Source organism: Brevundimonas sp. Leaf363, from assembly GCF_001424025.1.
Lineage (GTDB): Bacteria > Pseudomonadota > Alphaproteobacteria > Caulobacterales > Caulobacteraceae > Brevundimonas.
Genome location: NZ_LMPZ01000002.1, coordinates 1181994 through 1199194 on the forward strand (window position 1 = coordinate 1181994; position 17201 = coordinate 1199194).

18 protein-coding genes and 1 tRNA gene are annotated in these 17201 nt (G+C 69.2%); 10 read left to right on the top strand and 9 right to left on the bottom strand.

The features are described from left to right. Positions 1-5 precede the first annotated feature (5 nt). Complete coding sequence (locus tag ASG17_RS08910; RefSeq protein ID WP_235560393.1) at positions 6-1130, bottom strand: DUF2336 domain-containing protein; 1125 nt, start codon at positions 1128-1130, stop codon at positions 6-8. A 145-nt stretch (positions 1131-1275) separates the two neighbouring features. On the opposite strand from ASG17_RS08910, the gene ASG17_RS08915 reads away from it, so the two are divergent. The 4 genes from ASG17_RS08915 to ASG17_RS08930 all read left to right on the top strand — a co-directional run bounded on the left by ASG17_RS08915 (position 1276) and on the right by ASG17_RS08930 (position 7244). Next, entirely contained in the window at positions 1276-2040 is a 765-nt protein-coding gene (locus tag ASG17_RS08915; protein ID WP_056101981.1) for a class II aldolase/adducin family protein, read from the top strand. Continuing rightward, positions 2037-2807 (top strand): hypothetical protein, encoded by a 771-nt coding sequence (locus tag ASG17_RS08920; protein ID WP_235560394.1) that lies wholly within the window; start codon positions 2037-2039, stop codon positions 2805-2807. Before ASG17_RS08915 ends, ASG17_RS08920 begins: the two co-directional genes overlap by 4 nt. Before the next feature lie 106 nt (positions 2808-2913). Then, positions 2914-4026: an efflux RND transporter periplasmic adaptor subunit gene (locus ASG17_RS08925; RefSeq protein WP_056101984.1), complete on the top strand. Its 1113-nt coding sequence runs from the start codon at positions 2914-2916 to the stop codon at positions 4024-4026. After that, positions 4026-7244: an efflux RND transporter permease subunit gene (locus ASG17_RS08930; protein WP_056101987.1), complete on the top strand. Its 3219-nt coding sequence runs from the start codon at positions 4026-4028 to the stop codon at positions 7242-7244. Before ASG17_RS08925 ends, ASG17_RS08930 begins: the two co-directional genes overlap by 1 nt. A 4-nt stretch (positions 7245-7248) precedes the next feature. Here the strand turns inward: ASG17_RS08930 and ASG17_RS08935 are convergent, their stop codons facing one another. Further along, entirely contained in the window at positions 7249-7716 is a 468-nt protein-coding gene (locus ASG17_RS08935; RefSeq protein ID WP_056101990.1) for a cytochrome c family protein, read from the bottom strand. A 113-nt stretch (positions 7717-7829) separates the two neighbouring features. Between ASG17_RS08935 and ASG17_RS08940 the strand changes: the two genes are divergently transcribed. Next, positions 7830-8111 carry a FeoA family protein gene (locus tag ASG17_RS08940; protein WP_056101993.1) on the top strand — a complete coding sequence of 94 codons (282 nt, stop codon included), beginning with the start codon at positions 7830-7832 and terminating at the stop codon, positions 8109-8111. Continuing rightward, entirely contained in the window at positions 8111-9994 is a 1884-nt protein-coding gene (locus ASG17_RS08945) for a ferrous iron transporter B (protein WP_056101997.1), read from the top strand. The genes ASG17_RS08940 and ASG17_RS08945 overlap by 1 nt, the downstream gene beginning before the upstream one ends. Here ASG17_RS08945 and ASG17_RS08950 read toward each other — a convergent pair. Continuing rightward, positions 9991-10614 (bottom strand): TetR family transcriptional regulator, encoded by a 624-nt coding sequence (locus tag ASG17_RS08950; protein ID WP_056102000.1) that lies wholly within the window; start codon positions 10612-10614, stop codon positions 9991-9993. The two genes, ASG17_RS08945 and ASG17_RS08950, sit on opposite strands and share 4 nt — an antisense overlap. An 11-nt stretch (positions 10615-10625) precedes the next feature. After that, positions 10626-10701 (bottom strand) — tRNA-Thr (locus ASG17_RS08955). Positions 10702-10756: 55 nt separating this feature from the next. Between ASG17_RS08955 and ASG17_RS08960 the strand changes: the two genes are divergently transcribed. After that, positions 10757-11107 (top strand): DMT family protein, encoded by a 351-nt coding sequence (locus ASG17_RS08960; protein WP_056103346.1) that lies wholly within the window; start codon positions 10757-10759, stop codon positions 11105-11107. Positions 11108-11120: 13 nt separating this feature from the next. Next, entirely contained in the window at positions 11121-11762 is a 642-nt protein-coding gene (locus tag ASG17_RS08965; protein ID WP_056102003.1) for a CmcI family methyltransferase, read from the top strand. Here ASG17_RS08965 and ASG17_RS08970 read toward each other — a convergent pair. Continuing rightward, positions 11759-12196, bottom strand: coding sequence for an HIT family protein (locus ASG17_RS08970; RefSeq protein WP_056102006.1), 438 nt, complete (start codon positions 12194-12196; stop codon positions 11759-11761). The two genes, ASG17_RS08965 and ASG17_RS08970, sit on opposite strands and share 4 nt — an antisense overlap. 83 nt (positions 12197-12279) lie before the next feature. Here ASG17_RS08970 and ASG17_RS08975 point away from each other — a divergent pair, with 83 nt between their 5' ends. Then, positions 12280-12636 carry a phage holin family protein gene (locus tag ASG17_RS08975; RefSeq protein WP_056102009.1) on the top strand — a complete coding sequence of 119 codons (357 nt, stop codon included), beginning with the start codon at positions 12280-12282 and terminating at the stop codon, positions 12634-12636. Here the strand turns inward: ASG17_RS08975 and ASG17_RS08980 are convergent. After that, positions 12633-13067: a hypothetical protein gene (locus tag ASG17_RS08980; RefSeq protein ID WP_056102012.1), complete on the bottom strand. Its 435-nt coding sequence runs from the start codon at positions 13065-13067 to the stop codon at positions 12633-12635. The genes ASG17_RS08975 and ASG17_RS08980 overlap by 4 nt on opposite strands. Positions 13068-13248: 181 nt before the next feature. Between ASG17_RS08980 and ASG17_RS08985 the strand changes: the two genes are divergently transcribed. Continuing rightward, the gene (locus ASG17_RS08985) at positions 13249-14862 is read left to right on the top strand and encodes an ABC-F family ATP-binding cassette domain-containing protein (protein ID WP_056102014.1); all 1614 of its coding nucleotides are present in this window, start codon (positions 13249-13251) and stop codon (positions 14860-14862) included. Here the strand turns inward: ASG17_RS08985 and ASG17_RS08990 are convergent. Genes ASG17_RS08990 through ASG17_RS09000 form a run of 3 tightly spaced genes read right to left on the bottom strand, consistent with a single transcriptional unit; the run spans position 14859 to position 17200 of the window. Continuing rightward, on the bottom strand, positions 14859-16430 hold the full coding sequence (locus ASG17_RS08990; protein ID WP_056102017.1) for an EAL domain-containing protein: 1572 nt from the start codon (positions 16428-16430) through the stop codon (positions 14859-14861). The genes ASG17_RS08985 and ASG17_RS08990 overlap by 4 nt on opposite strands. A gap of 33 nt (positions 16431-16463) precedes the next feature. Next, on the bottom strand, positions 16464-16904 hold the full coding sequence (locus tag ASG17_RS08995; protein WP_056102020.1) for a hypothetical protein: 441 nt from the start codon (positions 16902-16904) through the stop codon (positions 16464-16466). Continuing rightward, complete coding sequence (locus tag ASG17_RS09000) at positions 16901-17200, bottom strand: rod-binding protein (RefSeq protein ID WP_056102023.1); 300 nt, start codon at positions 17198-17200, stop codon at positions 16901-16903. The genes ASG17_RS08995 and ASG17_RS09000 overlap by 4 nt, the downstream gene beginning before the upstream one ends. Position 17201: the final 1 nt, after the last annotated feature.

Genomic DNA, 17201 nt, shown 5'->3' on the forward strand with positions numbered 1-17201 from the left:
GCCGATCAGCCGACCGCCTGTTCCGGCTGCATCAGGCGGCGGAACATGACGCCTGCGGCATCGCCCGCGATGGTCATGGTCTGGGCGGCGGCCGGCTCGGCGGGATGGCCGCCTGTCAGTCGCTTCATGTCCGTCAGCATGGCCGAGAAGATGGCGCGATCCACGCCCACGGAGGCGCAGGCCAGATAGAGGGCGTCGGCGGTCCGGGCGCGCGCGGCGGCGCGAACCTGGCCGAGCGTGAAGCCGCCCAGCATGGCCAGGGCCTGTTCGAACAGGCTGAGGCGGCCTTCGCGGATCGCCTTGACCAGGAAGCTGGCGCGCAGTTGGCCGGCGGCCTGCAGCTTGACGATCAGCCGCCGCTCCATCTCCAGTCGCTCGGCTTCGTCGATCCGACTCTGCGAGGGGGCCTGCGTCCACGATGCGGTGGTGCGATCGACCGCGCCGTTGACGGCGCTGGCCAGTTTGGCGGGATCGACGCGGAAGCGCTCGGCGATGGCTTCCTGCAGGGCGTCGCCCACCCATTGATACAGCTGCTTGCCCAGCGCCTCGGTCAGGCGGGGATGGCGCGACAGGGGCGCGCGCAGGCCGGCGATGCGCCGGGCGTCGTCGATCAGGCGGCGCATGCCGTCCTCGCCGATCTCGGCGGAGCGGTTGCCGGCGAGGGCGGTCATGACGCCCGGCTCGCCCTTCTCGATCACCGCGTCGCAAACCACGCCGCTGAGATAGGGGCGGCGGGCCACCTCGATCTGATGCTCGATGGTCGCCTCGACCAGCACGCGCAGCAGGTCTTCGTCACGCAACAGGGGGCTGGCGGCGATGATCGGGCGGGCGATCTCGATCTCGTCCAGCGCCAGCATGTTGATGAGGGCGCGCGGCGCCCATTCTGCGGTGGCCAGGCGATGGGCCAGGACCTGGCGCAACTCGCGCTCGGCCTGGCGCGCCAGGGTCAGGAAGATTTCGGCCAGGACGGGCGACAGCTCGGCGCCCGGGGGCGTCGCGTCACACAGGGAGGCCACGCCCAGCAGCAGACGTTGGCGATCGTCGACGGTGCGGCTGTGGGCCAGTTCCAGCAGGCCGTGCGCATCCATCCGGCGCACGGGCGGCGTCACGGGCAGCGGGACAGCGGACAAGAGGCCTCTCCTCGATCTCGCCGCGAGCTTCAGCGGAGCCGGTGAAGATGCGGTTAACGAAGCCTGAAGATGCAGCGCCGGCTTGACCAACGCGGCGTCAACGGCGTTGTCTGCAAACCGGGAAGAACAACTCAAGGACGCACAGATGGCCGACGGCGCCGCGCAATCGCTCAAGAGCCGGGTCTCGGACGCCGAATGGCAGGCCCGGGTGGATCTGGCGGCCCTTTATCGCCTGGTCGCCCTGCATGGCTGGGACGACATGATCTTCACCCACGTCTCGGCCCGCGTGCCGGGGCCGGAGCATCATTTCCTGATCAACCCCTACGGCTGGTTCTTTGACGAGATCACCGCCTCTAGCCTGGTGAAGGTCGATCTGGAGGGGAACATCGTCCAGCAAACCGACAGCTTCATCAATCCGGCGGGCTTCACCATCCACTCGGCGATCCATGCGGCGCGGGAGGATGCGCATTTCGTCATCCACCTGCACACGGTCGCGGGCGTGGGCGTGGCGGCGCAGAAGGAGGGTCTGCTGCCCATCGGCCAGAACGCCTGCCTGTTGCAGCATCAGGTCGCCTATCACGGCTATGAGGGGTTGGCGCTGAACCATGACGAGCGGGAGCGGCTGGTGGCCGATCTGGGCGACAAGCCGCTGATGCTGCTACGCAATCACGGGACGCTGGCGGTCGGGCAGACGGCGGCGCAGGCCTGGGTGGGGATGTTCTTCCTGGAGCGCGCCTGCGCCCAGCAGGTGGCGGCTCTGTCGGGCGGTCGCGAGAACGTTCTGTTCGCCCCTGACGCCGCCCAGGCCGAGACCAAGGAGCAGGGGCGGGGCCTGCCGTTCGTGGCGGGTCTGGCCTGGCCGGGGACGCTGCGCCAGTTGAGCCGAAAGTCGCCGGGCTACGACGTTTGAGATCAGCAGGGGGGCTGCTGCTGATCGCCTGTATCGCGGCGCCGTCGTCGGCGTTGGCCAACGCGTGGGCCCAGCCGAAGGGGCAGGGGCAAGTCATCATCAAGTACGAGGCGCTGGAGGCTGACGACGGCTACGGTCCTGACGGCGCCGCCGCCGCCCTGCCGGCGCAGCGCCTGGAATCCGCCGCACGCCTGCTGGCCGAATACGGCCTGACCGAGCGCATCACGGTGCAGTTGAAGGCCGACTACCAGTCGGGCGAGGACGCCTTCGTCGACTACGATGGGCGAGGGCCGCTGGAGATCGGCCTGACCTGGCAGGCCTGGCGCAGCGACTACAGCGCCGTCAGCCTTTATGTCGGCTATGCCGACGCGGGCGAGGGGCGCAACGCCGGCTATGCCGATCCGGGCGTGGGCGAGCATGATTTCGAGGTGCGGGCGGCCGGCGGCACGTCCTGGGTGTTCGACCGGAAGGGCGCGCCGGATCAGGCCTTCGTCGAAGTCGAGGCGGCGCGCCGGATGCGCGACGGCCTGCCGGACGAGGTGAGGGTCGACGCCACCGCCGGCGCCTGGTACGGCGACTGGCTGCTGCTGGGCCAGGCGTTCGGCGGGCAGACCGACGACGCAGGCGCGCGCTGGTCGTCGCTGGAGACCTCGGTGGTGCGCCGGGTGGGCGACTGGAGCCTGCAGGCCGGATGGCGACAGACGGTCGCAGGGCGCGAGGTCGCCATCCTGTCAGGCCCTGTAGTCGGGGTGTGGCGACGTTTCTGAGCCGAAATATTCCGCGACGGAAACCGGAACAGCGAGCGTTACACAGACTTAATGTTGCGCAGGTGCGCCGAGCCGTTAATCGGGGCGCGCCTCCCGGAGCGTCCGATTGTTCAAGCGTCACTTCTTCCTGATCGCCGCCGCGTGCCTGATCGGCCTCATGGTTCTGGCCGCCGTTTGGCGGGTGGCGTTCGGCGGGGATGAGAAGGCGGCGGCCGGTCCGCGCGCCGGCGGCCGCGGACAACAGGTGGCGGTCGCCGTGGTGGGCCAGCGACCGTTCAACGACCGGGTCGTGGTCCTGGGCGTGGCGCGGGGCGCCCGCTCGGTGAACATCACCTCGTCTCAGACCGAGCTGATCACACGCGTCATGTTCTCGGACGGCCAGCGCGTCGCCGCCGGCACGCCTCTGGTCGAACTGCAGGCGCGCGAAGAGGACGCCGACATCATCGAGGCCCAGGCGCAGGTGGCGCAGGCTCAGCGCGAGGCCGACCGCTACCGCACCCTGGCCGAGCGCGGCGTCGCGCCCCGTGTGACCGCGGAACAGGCCGACACGTCGCTGGCGACGGCCCGGGCAGGGCTGGCCGCGGCCCGCGCGCGCCGGGGCGACCGCGTCCTGAGAGCGCCTTTCGCCGGCGTTCTGGGCCTGACGACAGTGACGGCGGGCACGCTGATCAGCCCCGGCGGCGTCATCACCACCCTGGACGATATCTCCAGCATCCGCGTCGATTTCCCGCTGCCCGAGCGCTACCTGGGGCAGCTGAGCGCCGGCACGCCGATCACGGCGACGGCGGACGCCTTTGGCGGCGAGACCTTCTCCGGCCGGATCGCCTTGATCGACACCCGCGTGAACGAACAGACCCGCGCCGCCACCGCGCGCGCCGTCTTCCCCAATCCCGGCGGACGCATCCGGCCCGGCATGATGATGCGCGTCGTCGCCAGCCAGGGTCAGCGTACGGCCTTGGCCGTGCCCGAGGCGGCCGTGCAGTACGAGGGCGCGGGCGCCTTCGTCTATCGGATCGCGGGCGGCGAGAACGGCTCGACCGCCCAGCGCATCGCGCTCGAGGCCGGCGCCGTCGAGGGCGGTTTCGTTGAGATCCTCTCCGGGCTCCAGGCGGGCGACCAACTGGTCGCATCCGGCCTGAACCGCATCCAGGCGGGTGCGCCGGTGACGACCGGTCCCGCCCGCCAGAGACAGGGCCAGGCGGGGAGCGCCCGCCCATGATGCTGTCGGATGTGGCGGTCCGGCGCCCGGTCTTCGCCGCGGTCGCCGCCATCGTCCTGTGCGTGATCGGGGCCGCCGCCTTCTTCTTCCTGTCGGTGCGCGAACTGCCCGACGTCGATCCGCCGGTCGTCTCGGTCAACACCAGCTATGCGGGCGCGTCGGCCGAGGTGATCGAGAACCGGATCACCGAGCCGATCGAGCAGCAGATCGCCGGCATCCAGGGCGTCGAGCGCATCACCTCGTCCAGCCGTGACGGTCGTTCCAGCGTCAACATCGAGTTCTCGCTGGACCGCAATATCGACGACGCCGCCAACGACGTGCGCGACCGGATCAGCCGCGTGGTGGGCCGTCTGCCGGATCAGGCGGACCCGCCTGAAGTGGCCAAGGCCGACTCGGACAGTTCGCCGATCATCATCCTGTTCCTGCGCTCGAATTCCATGAGCCGGCTGGACCTTACCGACTACGCGGACCGATATCTGGTGGATCGTCTGGCCACGGTGCCGGGCGTGGCCCAGGTCAATATCTTCGGCGAGCAACGCTACGCCATGCGCATCTGGCTGGACGCGGCCGCCCTGGGCTCGCGCGGCCTGACGGTGAGCGACGTCGAGACGGCGCTGAACGCCCAGAATGTGGAGCTGCCGGCCGGCGCGCTGGAGTCGGGCGAGAAGGACTACACGGTGCGCGTGGCGCGGACCTATTCACGCGCCGCCGACTTCGCCCAGCTGCCGATCGGCACCGCCGGCGCCGCGCCCGCCGCGTCCACAAGCACGACCGCGCTGAACGGCTCGACCAGCGGCGCGACCACGGCGATCCAGGCCCAGCCGCGCTATGTCGTCCGTCTGGGCGACATCGCCCGCGTGGAGGAGGCCCCCGAGGAGGATCGCCGTCTGTTCCGGGGCAATGGCGAAGACCAGCTGGGTCTGGCCGTCATCCGCCAGGCCCAGTCGAACGACCTTGAAATCTCCAAGGGCGTGCGCGCCTTCATGGACGAGATCCGGCCGACCCTGCCGCCCGGCGTGACTATCGACATGGGCCGCGACGACTCGGTCTTCACCTCCCACGCCATCGACGAGGTCTGGATCACCATCGGCATCTCCATGGCGCTGGTCGCTTTGGTGAACTTCATCTTCCTGGGCAGCCTGCGTGCAGCGCTGATCCCGTCGATCGTGGCGCCGATCTGCCTGTTGGCGACCTTCATCGTCCTGGCGCCGCTGGGATTCTCCTTGAACCTGCTGACGCTGCTGGCGCTGGTGCTGGCCATCGGTCTGGTGGTCGACGACGCCATCGTCGTGGTCGAGAACATCCAGCGACGCCTGGATCACGGCGAGCCGCCGCTGGTCGCGGCCGAGCGCGGGGCGCGTCAGGTCTTCTTCGCCGTGGTGGCGACGACCGTGGTGCTGCTGTCCGTGTTCGCGCCGCTGATGTTCCTGCCTGGCTACACCGGGCGGCTGTTCGTCGAACTGGCCGTGGCCATCGCCGCCGCCATCGCCTTCTCGGCCTTCCTGGCGCTGAGCCTGTCGCCGATGCTGGCGTCCAAAATCCTGAAGCCGGCCGCGGGCGGCGGATGGCTGGCCCGCCGGGTCGACCGCGGGATGGACGCGCTGAAGGATTCCTACAGTCGTTCGCTGGACATGATGCTGGGACGCCGGATCGCGGTCATCGGCGTGGCGGCGCTGATCGGCCTGGTCGGGCTCGGCGCCTTCGCCATGTTCAAGATCCTGCCCAGCGAACTGGTCCCGCAAGAGGACCGCGGCCGGGTCCAGGTGCGCGTCGCCGGACCCGAGGGCGCCGGCTTCGATTACACCCGCCGCATCATGATGGGGCTGGAGCCGATCCTGGCCGAGTACAAGGCGAACGGCGAGGCCGACAGCTATCTGATCTCCGCGCCCGGGTTCGGGGGCGGGAGCTACAACTCGGGCAACGGCGTGCTGATCCTGGCCGACTGGTCCAAGCGCGAGCGCACCGCCGACGAGATCGCCAAGGAACTGAACGGCAAGCTGCGCGGCCAGACCGACGCCCAGGTCAACGCCTCGACGCCGGGCGCTTTCCAGCGTGGCGGCGGGGGCGGCGGCACCGGGGTCGAGATGATCGTCACGGGCTCTGAGTACGAGCCCATCTACCAGTGGCTGCAGCCCATCCTGGCGGCGGCGCAGGAGAACCCCGGCCTGTCGCGGCCGCGCCTGAACTATGAGCCCAACGCGCCGCGCCTGCTGGTCGACGTCGATCCCGAGCGGGCGGCGGGCCTGGGTGTCTCGTCGCAGGAGATCGGCCGCACGCTGGAGACCATGTTCGGCTCGCGCCGGGTCACGACCTACATCAAGGGCGGTCAGGAGTACGACGTGCTGCTGCAGACCGAGCGCGACAACCGCCGCAGTGTCGGCGACTTGGAGGCGCTGTACGTGCGCACGGGCGGTGGATCGCTGGTTCCGCTGTCGTCGGTGGTGGAGACACAGACGTCCGGCGATACGCCCGACCGGCGCCGCCTGGATCGCCAGCGCGCCATCTCGCTGCAGGCGGATCTGAACGACGGCTACACCATCACCGACGCGGTCGACTTCCTGCGCGCTGAGGCGGCCAAGCAGCCGCAGGGCGCCGTGGCGATCCAATGGGGCGGCGCGGCGCGCGACCAACAGGAGGCGGGCGGCGCGGTCGCCTTCGCCTTCGGCATGGCGCTGTTGCTGGTCTTCCTGGTGCTGGCGGCGCAGTTCGAAAGCTGGATCACCCCGGCGGTGATCATGCTGACGGTGCCCCTGGCGGCGGCGGGTGGACTGTTCGGCCTGCTGATGGCCGGGTCCAGCCTGAACCTCTACAGCCAGATCGGACTGATCATCCTGATCGGCGTGGCGGCCAAGAACGGCATCCTGATCGTCGAGTTCGCCAACCAGCTGCGCGACCAGGGCCGCTCGATCCGCGAGGCGATCATCGAATCGTCCGCCCTGCGCCTGCGGCCGATCATCATGACCTCGATCGCCACCGCCTTCGGCGCCCTGCCGCTGGTGCTGTGGCACGGGGCCGGGGCGGGCAGTCGTCAGACGATCGGCGTGGTGATCTTCTTCGGCGCCATCTTCTCGACGGTGCTGACGCTGTTCGTGGTGCCGGTGATCTATGGCGTCCTGGCGCGCTTCACCAAGTCGCCGGAATACACCGCCCGCAAGATCGAGGAGTGGGAGGCGCAGGAGGTCTCGCCGAACGGGCCGACGCCCGCGCCGGCGGAGTAGTCCCTCAGGGCTGGTAGCCCGTCTCGACCTTCAGGAAAGCGATGACGTCGCGCCGGTCGGTCGCGTCTTCCAGGCCCGGGAAGGCCATCTTGTTGGCCGGCAAGAAGGTGCGGGGATTGGCCAGCCAGTGGTTCAGATGGTCCGCGTCCCAGGCGAAGCCGGCGCCCTTCACGGCCTGTGAATAGTTGAAGCCGGCGTGGCTGCCCGCCTGGCGGCCGAAGAGACCCCACAGGTTCGGGCCCGTCATGTTGGAGCCGCCCTCTGTGATGGTGTGGCACGACCGGCAGCGGGCGAAGACGCGGCGTCCATTCTCCAGATCGCCGGTGTTGTAGGGCGCGGGCAGGTTTGCCAGCAGGGCCGCGCGCTCGGTATCCGACAGCACGCGCGGCGGCTTGGCGGGCGTGGCCGGCGTCTGAGGCCCGCAGCTCGCGAGCGGCACAAGGCACAGCAGCAGGGCAGGCAGGGCGCGCATGGCGGTCTCCGAAGCGTATGAGCCTCAATAGCGCAACGCCGAAGCGGAGCAATGCGCTGGACGTGGCAGGGGCGCACCTGATAATCAGTGTCATCTAGTTGGTTTCAGATCGCATGACGAACACCCATTCCCCCGGACCAGACATCCTGCTGAGCGAAGCCCAGCGTGGTGCGCGCGGCGTGATCGTGAAGGTCGGCGGCCACTGCCATCACGATGAGCACGAGACCGAGCTGGAGCGCCGGCTGCTGGAGCTGGGTCTGGTGGAAGGCGCCAATGTCGAGCTGCTGCACGAAGGCCTGATCGGCCGCGATCCGATCGCGGTGAAGGTCGATGACATGCGCGTGGCCCTGCGCCGCCGCGAGGCCGCCAACCTGATGGTGCGACTGGCCGCCTGATGGACGTTTCACTTCGCCCGGCCCGCGTCGCCCTGGTCGGCAATCCGAACAGCGGCAAGACCGCCCTGTTCAACGCCCTGACCGGTTCGCACCAGAAGGTCGCCAACTACGCCGGGGTCACCGTCGAGCGGAAGGAAGGGCGGGTGGCGACGCCCGAAGGCCGGACCCTGTCGGTTCTGGACCTGCCCGGCACCTATTCGCTGCGCGCCCGCAGCCCGGATGAAGAGGTCACCCGCGACGCCGTGCTGGGCCGCCTGGCCGGAGAGACGCCGCCGGACGTGATCGTGGCGGTCGCCGACGCCACCAATCTACGGCTGATGCTGCGCCTGATCCTGGAGCTGAAGGCCATCGGGCGACCGATGGTGCTGGCGCTGAACATGTTCGACATCGCCCAGCGCCAGGGCCTGCGGATCGACATGGACAGGCTGGGTCAGGAACTGGGCGTCCCGATCATCACCACAGTGGCCACGCGCCGCCGGGGCATCGCTGAACTGGTCTCCGCCGTCGAAGCCGAAGCCGCCGTCTGGCGCGACGTCCCGGCCGAAGGCTGGCATGCCCCCGACGCCGCCGGCATCCGCGCCGCCCACCGCGAGGCCGAGCGGATCATGAAGGCCTGCGTGCGCCCGCCCGAACGGCCGGACACCCTGACGGGCAAGATCGACAGCGTGCTTCTGCATCCGGTCGCGGGCCTGGTGGTGCTGCTGGGCATTCTGTTCGTGATGTTCCAGGCCGTTTTCGCGTGGGCGACCCCGGCCATGGACGGCATCGAGGCGGTGATCGCCCTGCTGGGTTCAGCGGTCGCCTCGGTCATCCCCGACACCGGGGCCTGGGCGCTGTTTCAGAGCCTGCTGGTCGACGGGCTGATCTCAGGGGTCGGCAGCGTGCTGGTCTTCCTGCCGCAGATCCTGATCATCTTCGCCTTCATCATCCTGCTGGAAGACTTCGGCTACATGGCCCGCGCGGCCTTCCTGATGGACAAGATCATGGGCGGCGCCGGCCTGCACGGACGGGCGTTCATCCCCCTGCTGTCCAGCGTCGCCTGCGCCATTCCCGGCATCATGGCGACGCGGGTGATCGACAGCCGCCGCGACCGCCTGACCACCATACTGGTCGCGCCGCTGATGACCTGTTCGGCGCGCATCCCGGTCTACACCCTGATCATCGCCGCCTTCATCCCCAACCAGACGGTTTGGGGCTTCGCGAACCTGCAGGGGCTGGTGATGTTCGGCCTCTATGCGGCGGGCATCGTCAGCGCGCTGGCGGTGTCGTTCGTCGTCCGGCGCATCCTGTGGCGGGGCGCCGTCGAGCCGTTCATGATGGAGCTGCCGGCCTACAAGGCGCCGGACCTTCGCAATGTGCTGTTCAACCTGTGGCTCCGGGCCAAGGTGTTCATCAAGCGGGCGGGGCGGATCATCCTGCCGCTGATGATCGTCGTCTGGGCGCTGGCCACCTTCCCCTATCCGCCGGAAGGGGCGACCGGGCCGGCCATCGACTATTCCTTCGCCGGCATGATCGGCCACGCGCTGGAGCCCATCTTCTCGCCCATCGGCTTCAACTGGCAGATGGTCGTCGCCCTGGTGCCCGGCATGGCCGCGCGCGAGGTGGCGGTGGCGGCGCTGGGCACCGTCTATTCGGTGGCGGACGCCGAGACCGCGACCAACGCCATGGCCACCGTCCTGGCCGCGCAATGGTCGCTGGCGACGGGCCTGGCCTTCCTTGCCTGGTACATCTTCGCCCCGCAGTGCATCCCGACCCTGGGCGTGGTCCGCCGCGAGACGAACTCGCTGAAGTGGACCTGGATCATGATCGGCTACATGTTCGGTCTGGCCTATCTGGCGGCCTTCGTCACCTACCGGGTCGCCGTGGCTTTGGGCGGCGGCTAGCGTCCGGTCGCCAGCTTGGCGACGATGTGGGCGGTCGTGTCGACGATCGCATCGGGGGTGTCCGCCCGGCGCAACAGGGTGAAGCCGGCCGCGACCGACTCCATCAGGCTGACCAGCTCATAGGACGCCAGGCGGGGGCTGAGGCCCATCGGCAGCAGGCCGCCGGCCTGGGCCTGGGCCATGCGCCGCTCGACCGCCAGGTGAAGCCGCCGCAGACGTCGCACGCGGCTCTCGGCGAAGGCAGGCTCGCCCCGGTCGGCCAGCAGGTGCTCGACCCGCAGCGCCGCCCCGTGCTCGCGCCACAGGTCCAGCATGTCCACCACCAGGGCGCGCGCCGCCGGGAAGGCCTGGTCGCCCGACCAGTCCGACGACAGGTGGCCCGCCAGCCGCGCGAAGTCGGCCGCCGCTTCCTCGGCCAGAACCAGGATCGGCTCCTCGACCGTCTTGAAATAGGTGTAGAAGTTGGAAGGCGACACGCTGGCGGCCGCCGCCACGTCGGCGACGCGGATCTCTCCGTAGTACCGCTGCTCCAGCAGACCGCGCGTCGCATCCAGGATGGCCTGACGGGTCTTGCCGCCCCGTGCGCCGATCCTGTGGCCCAGCTTGTTCGTGTCGGCCATCGATAGCGCCATGGTGCCGGTTGCAGGAATCGAACCCGCGACCTTCGGTTTACAAAACCGCTGCTCTACCAGCTGAGCTAAACCGGCCCTGGGCGGCGTCCTTATGCTGGCGGAATCCGCGCGGTGCAAGCATACAGAGGCCATGCCGCCGATGCCCTATGTCACACCCATCCTGATGCTGGTCGCGTCGAACGTCTTCATGACGTTCGCCTGGTACGGCCACCTGAAGTTTGGCTCCAAGCCTCTGTGGATCGTCGTGATCGTCAGCTGGGGCATCGCCTTCTTCGAATACTGTCTGGCTGTCCCCGCCAACCGCATCGGGCACCAGGTCTATTCGACGGCCCAGCTGAAGACGATGCAGGAGGTCATCACCCTGATCGTGTTCGCCGTTTTCAGCGTCATGTTCCTGGGCGAGAAGCTGACCCTGAACCACGCGGTCGGGTTCGCCCTGATCGTGACCGGGGCGTGGTTCGTGTTCAAGGGACCGCTGTAAGGGGACGTATGCGATGACGGTTCGACCGCTTGAAACCGACCTGCCCGCAGATCTGCTGCCGAGCCTGCAGCGAGGGACATTGCGGTCGGTCTACCGGGGCGTGCCGTGTCTCAAGAGCCCGTTCGATCTGGCGCTCTACCTGCAGCTCTTTTCGCGCCAGACGCCGCGTACGGTGTTCGAGGTCGGCACGAAGTTCGGCGGCAGCGCGCTCTGGTTCGCCGACACCATGCACGCCCATGGCGTGGAGCCGCGCGTCGTCTCCGTCGACATCCGGCCGCCGACCGATTTCAGCGACCCGCGCATCAGCCTCCTGAAGGGCGAAGCGCAGCGACTGGCGGATGTTCTGACGCCCGAAATGCTGGCCCTGCCCAAGCCATGGCTGATTGTGGAGGACAGCAGTCACCTTCGGGCCGATTCCCTCGCCGTGCTGGACTTCTTCGATCCTCATCTGGAGAGCGGAGACTACATCGTCATCGAGGACGGCGTCGTCGCCTTCATGGGGCCGGCTTACGACAAGTACGAGCAGGGTCCGACGCGTGCGGTCGAGGACTTCCTCGCACGGCGGGGGGCGGACTACCGTCTGGACGACAGCCTCTGCGACCACTTCGGCCGCAACGTGACCTACAACCCGAACGGCTGGCTGAAGCGGCTTTAGTCGAGAGCGGTCGCGATGCGGCCGGCCAGCGCGCGCAACTCGTCCATATCGGCCATCGGAGCATGACCGTGGCCCTTCATTTCACGGCCCTCCCAGCGAGGCACGACGTGGAAATGCAGGTGGAAGACGGTCTGGCCGCCGGCTTCGCCGTTGAACTGCATGACAGCCACCCCGTCGGGGTTCAGAGCCTTCTCGACCGCCCGCGCCGTGCGCTGCACCGCGCCGATCAGCCGGCCCAGCGCCTTGGGCTCGACCTCCAGCAGGTTGCGGGCCTTCGAGGCCTTGGAGATGACCAGGCAGTGGCCTTCGGACTGGGGAAAGACGTCCATGAAGACCAGGACGTTGTCGTCCTCCCAGACCGTAACGCTGGGCACGTCGCCGCGCAGAATCCTGGCGAAGATGTTGTCGGGGTCGTAGTCGCCGCGCAAACTCATCGGCCGGTCTCCTCAATGCCGGCCGGTCCTAGCAGGGTAGTGCCGGCGCACGCTATTGTCGGCGCACGAAAGAGGGGGCGGCCATGCTGCGGATGATCGTTCAGTTCCTGGTGACGGCGTTCGGCCTGTGGCTGGCGGCCAAGGTCGTTCCCGGCGTCGCGTTCACCCAGACGGGCTCGCTTATCGCGGCCGCCGTCCTGCTGGGGATCGCAAACGCCGTGGTGCGGCCGATTCTGGTGATCGTGACCTTCCCGCTGACGGTCATCAGCTTCGGCCTGTTCCTGCTGGTGGTGAACGCCGCTGTCATCGGTCTGGTGGCCAGCCTGCTGGGCGGCTTCGTCGTCGCCGGGCTGTGGGCGGGGATCGGGGCGGCCATCGTCACCGGCCTGGTCAGCTGGATCGCCGGATCGCTGGTGCCCGAGCCGCGCCGCGAGGCCTAGTTTGCGGTCAGGAAGGCGCCGGCGTTCAGGCTGATGACGCAGGCGTAGTCGTCGCCCGCCCCGTGGCTGCAATAGTCGACGCCGAACAGATTTCTCTGCACCGCATTGGTCGAGCGGATCGTCCGGCCGTCGCTTTGATACTCAGAGCCGATCGCGGCGCTGCGGCCGGCCAGCCCGGCGAAGAACTCGCGCGCCGGCTGGCCCGTGCAGGTGAACAGCAGCAGCTCGGTGTCCGTGTCATGGGCGCGAGCGTATGCGCCCGCCTCGGCCGCCTGGCCGATGCAGTTGGCGTAGAGGCGCCCATTGGCCGGAACGGGCTCGGCGGCCGGTGGCGACAGCATGGGCGGGCCGCCGGCGACTTCGGCCGGCGCCGTGGCGCAGGCGGCCAGCAAGCCGGCGGCGGCCAGAGCCGCGAGGGGTGAAAGGCGCATGGGACGGTCCTCCTGACAGAAGGCTGTCACAGCAGCGTGTTCTGCGCCAGCCGGTCGACGCCTTGCGCTTCGGCCCGCGCGACGCCATCCTTTCCATCAGTCGCATAGGAGGCTTTGACGATCATGATCAGCGCGCTGGAAATCGGTTTCGCCCTTTCCGTTCCGCTTGTCGTGGCCGCCTATGTCTCGCTCCAACCCCGACCCAAACCCGTCCGAATCCGCGCGCGTGACGCTCAGCCGCGTCGCCGCACGGACGCCTGACGGTCGCACCCTATTTGAAAATCTGAGCCTCGCCTTCGGGCGTGAGCGCACGGGACTGGTCGGCCGGAACGGCGCGGGCAAGTCCACGCTGCTGCGCATCGTCGCGGGTGAAAGCGCCACGACCGAAGGGGCCGTCGCGCGCGCCGGATCGGTCGGCGTGCTGGCGCAACGGTTCGAGCCTGCGCCGGACGAGCGTGTGGCCGATACGCTGGGCATGGCCGAAAAGCTGGCTGTCATAGAGCGCATCACGGCGGGCCAGGGATCGGCCGACGATCTGGACGCGGCGGACTGGATGCTGCCGGATCGCGCCGCGGCGGCGCTGGCCGAGGTCGGACTGGAGGGTCTGTCGCTGGACCAACTGACAGCGAGCCTCAGCGGCGGCGAGCAGACGCGCTTGAGGCTGGCGCGGCTGATGACCGAGGCGCCGGACCTACTCGTTCTCGATGAGCCCACCAATCACCTGGACGCCGAGGCGCGGGACCTGGTCGCGGCGGTGTTGGGCCGATGGAAGGGCGGGGTTCTGGTCGCCAGCCATGACCGCGGCCTGCTGAACCGCATGGACCGGATCATCGAACTGTCCAGCCTGGGCGTCGCCGTCCATGGCGGCGGCTACGATCTCTACGCCGAGGCCAAGGCGGCCGAGCGCGCGGCGGCGGTCCGGGCCCTGGCCGTGGCCGAACGGGGCGTCGAGACGTCGCGCCGCGTGGCGCGGCAAGCCGAGGAGGCCCGCGCCCGACGGGACCGCGTGGGCCGCGCCTTCGCCTCCAAGGGTTCGGAGCCGAAAATTCTGCTGGGCGCGATGGCAAGACGCGCCGAGGCCAGTGCGGGGCGCGAGACCCGCCTGGCGGACCGGGCGATGGGCGAGGCGGTGTCTGAACTCGAAATGGCCGGCGCGCGTGTCGAGCGAGTGAGAAGCCTCGACATCCCCATGCCGCCCAGCGGACTGGCGGCCGGACGCACGGCGCTGAAGCTGGCAGGCGCCGAATGGCGGTCGCCGGGCGGCCGCCGCATCGCCGGACCGATCGACCTGAGCCTGATCGGACCGGAGCGGGTGGCCGTCACGGGCGCGAACGGCGCCGGCAAATCCACCCTGCTGAAGCTGGCGGCGGGCCGTCTGTCGCCATCCGATGGCTCGGTCGAGCGACGGGTGCGGACGGCCATGCTCGACCAGGACGCAGATGTGCTGCGGGCCGACGAGACCCTGGTTGAGGCCTTCCGCCGCCTGAACCCCGAAACGGCGCCGAACGAGGCGCGCGCGGCGCTGGCCCGCTTCCTGTTCCGCAACTCGGCGGGCGAGCGGATCGTCGGCTCGCTGTCAGGCGGCGAGCGATTGCGCGCCGCGCTGGCCTGTGTGGTCGGCGGGGCCGAGCCGGCGCAACTGTTGATCCTAGACGAGCCGACAAACCATCTGGACCTGGAATCGGTCACAGCCATCGAGGCGGCGCTGCGCGCCTGGGACGGGGCTCTGCTGGTCGTCAGCCACGACGCGGCGTTTCTGGAGGCGATCGGCGTCGAGCGCCAGATCGCGCTTTAGCCCCAGGCCTCGACGGCGCCCTTGCGGCGAACGGGCAGGGCGGCGATCGTGGTGCGGGGTTCGGCCTCCGGGCGGCCGAACAGCCAGCCTTGGCCGTATCCGACACCCAGCGACTGCAGCGCCGTCGCTGCCTCTTCGGTCTCGACCATCTCGGCGATCGTCTCCAAGCCCATCGATTGGCACAGCTCGACCATCGAGCGGATCATGGTGCGGGCGCGCGGATCGCCGGCCAGATCGCGGACGAAGCCGCCGTCGATCTTCACTGCATCGACCGAAAGCCGCTGGAGATAGGTGAAGGAGGCCGCGCCCACGCCGAAGTCATCGATGCAGACCGTCACGCCCGAACCACGCAGGGCCGCGATCCGCCGATTGGCCGCGTCGATGTCGGCCAGGGCCGCCGTCTCCGTGATCTCGATGATCAGCCGCTGGCGATCCCTGGGATTGGCCGCGGTCATCCGCAACACGGCGTCGACATAGCTGTCGCTGGCCAGGGAGCCGGCCGAGATGTTGACCGCCACCTTCAGCAGGCCCGAACCCGGGCGCTTCATCCGGCCCAAGGCCTTTTCGACCACGGCCAGGTCGAAGCCCTCGATCAGGGCCAGTTCCTCGGCCATGTGGATGCGGCTGGCCGGGCCGGCTGTGTCGCCGGGGAAGCGGGCCAGGGCCTCGAAATGATGGACTGCACGCGAATCGAGATCGACGATCGGCTGATAGTGGAGGGCGAAATCGCGACCGCGCACCATGGCGCGGAAGCCCTCGGCCTCCTTCAACGTCTGTTTCAGTGACTGCGAGAAGGTCTTGTCCGGCTCGGCCATGCCGCCGTCCTTCAGACAGCTTTCGATGGCGAAGCGCAGGGCGCGGAGCGCGCACAACGGCGGGGCCCCGACGGGGATCGCGGTCGACACTTCTCCGGCGTTCAGTTCGACGCCTTCGCGCTGGGCGGCCTCGTTCAGCTCTGCGGCGATGTCGCGTGCGTCGCCCGCCAGTCGCAGAAGGGCGTAGTGCATGGGCGAGAGCCTGGCCGCGCCGCCGCCGCCGATCGAGGCGTCCTGCAGCGTCGAAGCGATCATACGCCCCACCTCGGCGCTCTCGCCTGCCTCGGCCGACAGGGTGACGAAGCTGAGCGTCAGATCCGGATCGCGCGGCCGTTCCGCGAACAGGCGGTCCGCTTCGATCATGAAGCCGGAGACGTCCAGCAGCGGCACAGGTTCATGCGCGATCTCGGCGATGGCCGGGCCCAGATAGGCGATGGCGTAAGAGATGGCCGGGGCCAGTTCCGGGACGCTGAACGCGCGCACCCGGCAGCGACGAACGCGGCCGTCGATGCATCGGATCAGGGCTTCGCATTCTTCGGAACGGCGTCCTGGACCCGAGGGGCAGGCGCGCTCGAGCACCTGGCGCCCATCCTTGAACAGGTCGCTGAAGCGGGAGCCTGTCCAGGAGGCCGCGGACTCGTCGCCCGGCGCGGCGCCCAGAGCCATGGACACGCACCCGTCCGCGCCCACCTCGACGAGCGCGTCGGCGGCGGCGAACGCGAGGCCGAGAAGACGCGCCTTGAAGTTCATCATCCGCCACCTTGGCGGTGACAGGTTAAAATCGTGTCAGGCCGAGCGGTTAAGCGCGAAGGCGCGGCCGTCGGCGGTGTTCGCCTGACCGCTGGCGCCATAGGCCGAGGCCGGGGTTCGCTGGGCGGCGACTTCCGCGGCGATGGTCTTGACCAGGCCCTCGGAAATCACGCGCGCGGCCTCGACCGCCAGTGCGTGACGCGTGACGACGGCGTCAAAGGCGCGGGTCGCCTCGATGAGCGCCTGACGATCCGCCTTGGGGGCCGCAGACAGCAGGGCGGGGTTCGCCTTGATCTGCGCGCTCTCGCGCCGATAATTATTGGCCAGATCCTGAGTTCGCAGCGCACTGGCGGCGACGTCTTGCGGACGGCGCGCCTCGAACGCGGCCAGCTCCATCGACAGGCGCTCGGTCAGTTCGAGCGTTAGCGCTTTCAGCGCCCGCACCCGGCCGGCGGCCAGTTCGGCTTCGGTGCTCATGCCCGCTGCTCCTGCATCTTGATCATTTCGGCCATTACGGTGTCGGCCAGGCCGACGCCGCCGGCCTTGACCGTCTGCTTGGCCATGGCGTCGATCATGAAGCTGCGCCAGGTCTGCTCGGCGTCGCCGCCGCCGAACGGACCGTCGGTCGACAGGCCCTGGAACATCGGCTTCAGCATCTCGGACAGGAAGGAGGCTTCGAAGGACTCGGCCGTCGCGCGCATGCGATCGCTGTTGGCGTTCGGGGCAGGCGTGACGGGACGCAGCAAGTCGGTGGAGACGGTCAGGTCGCTCATT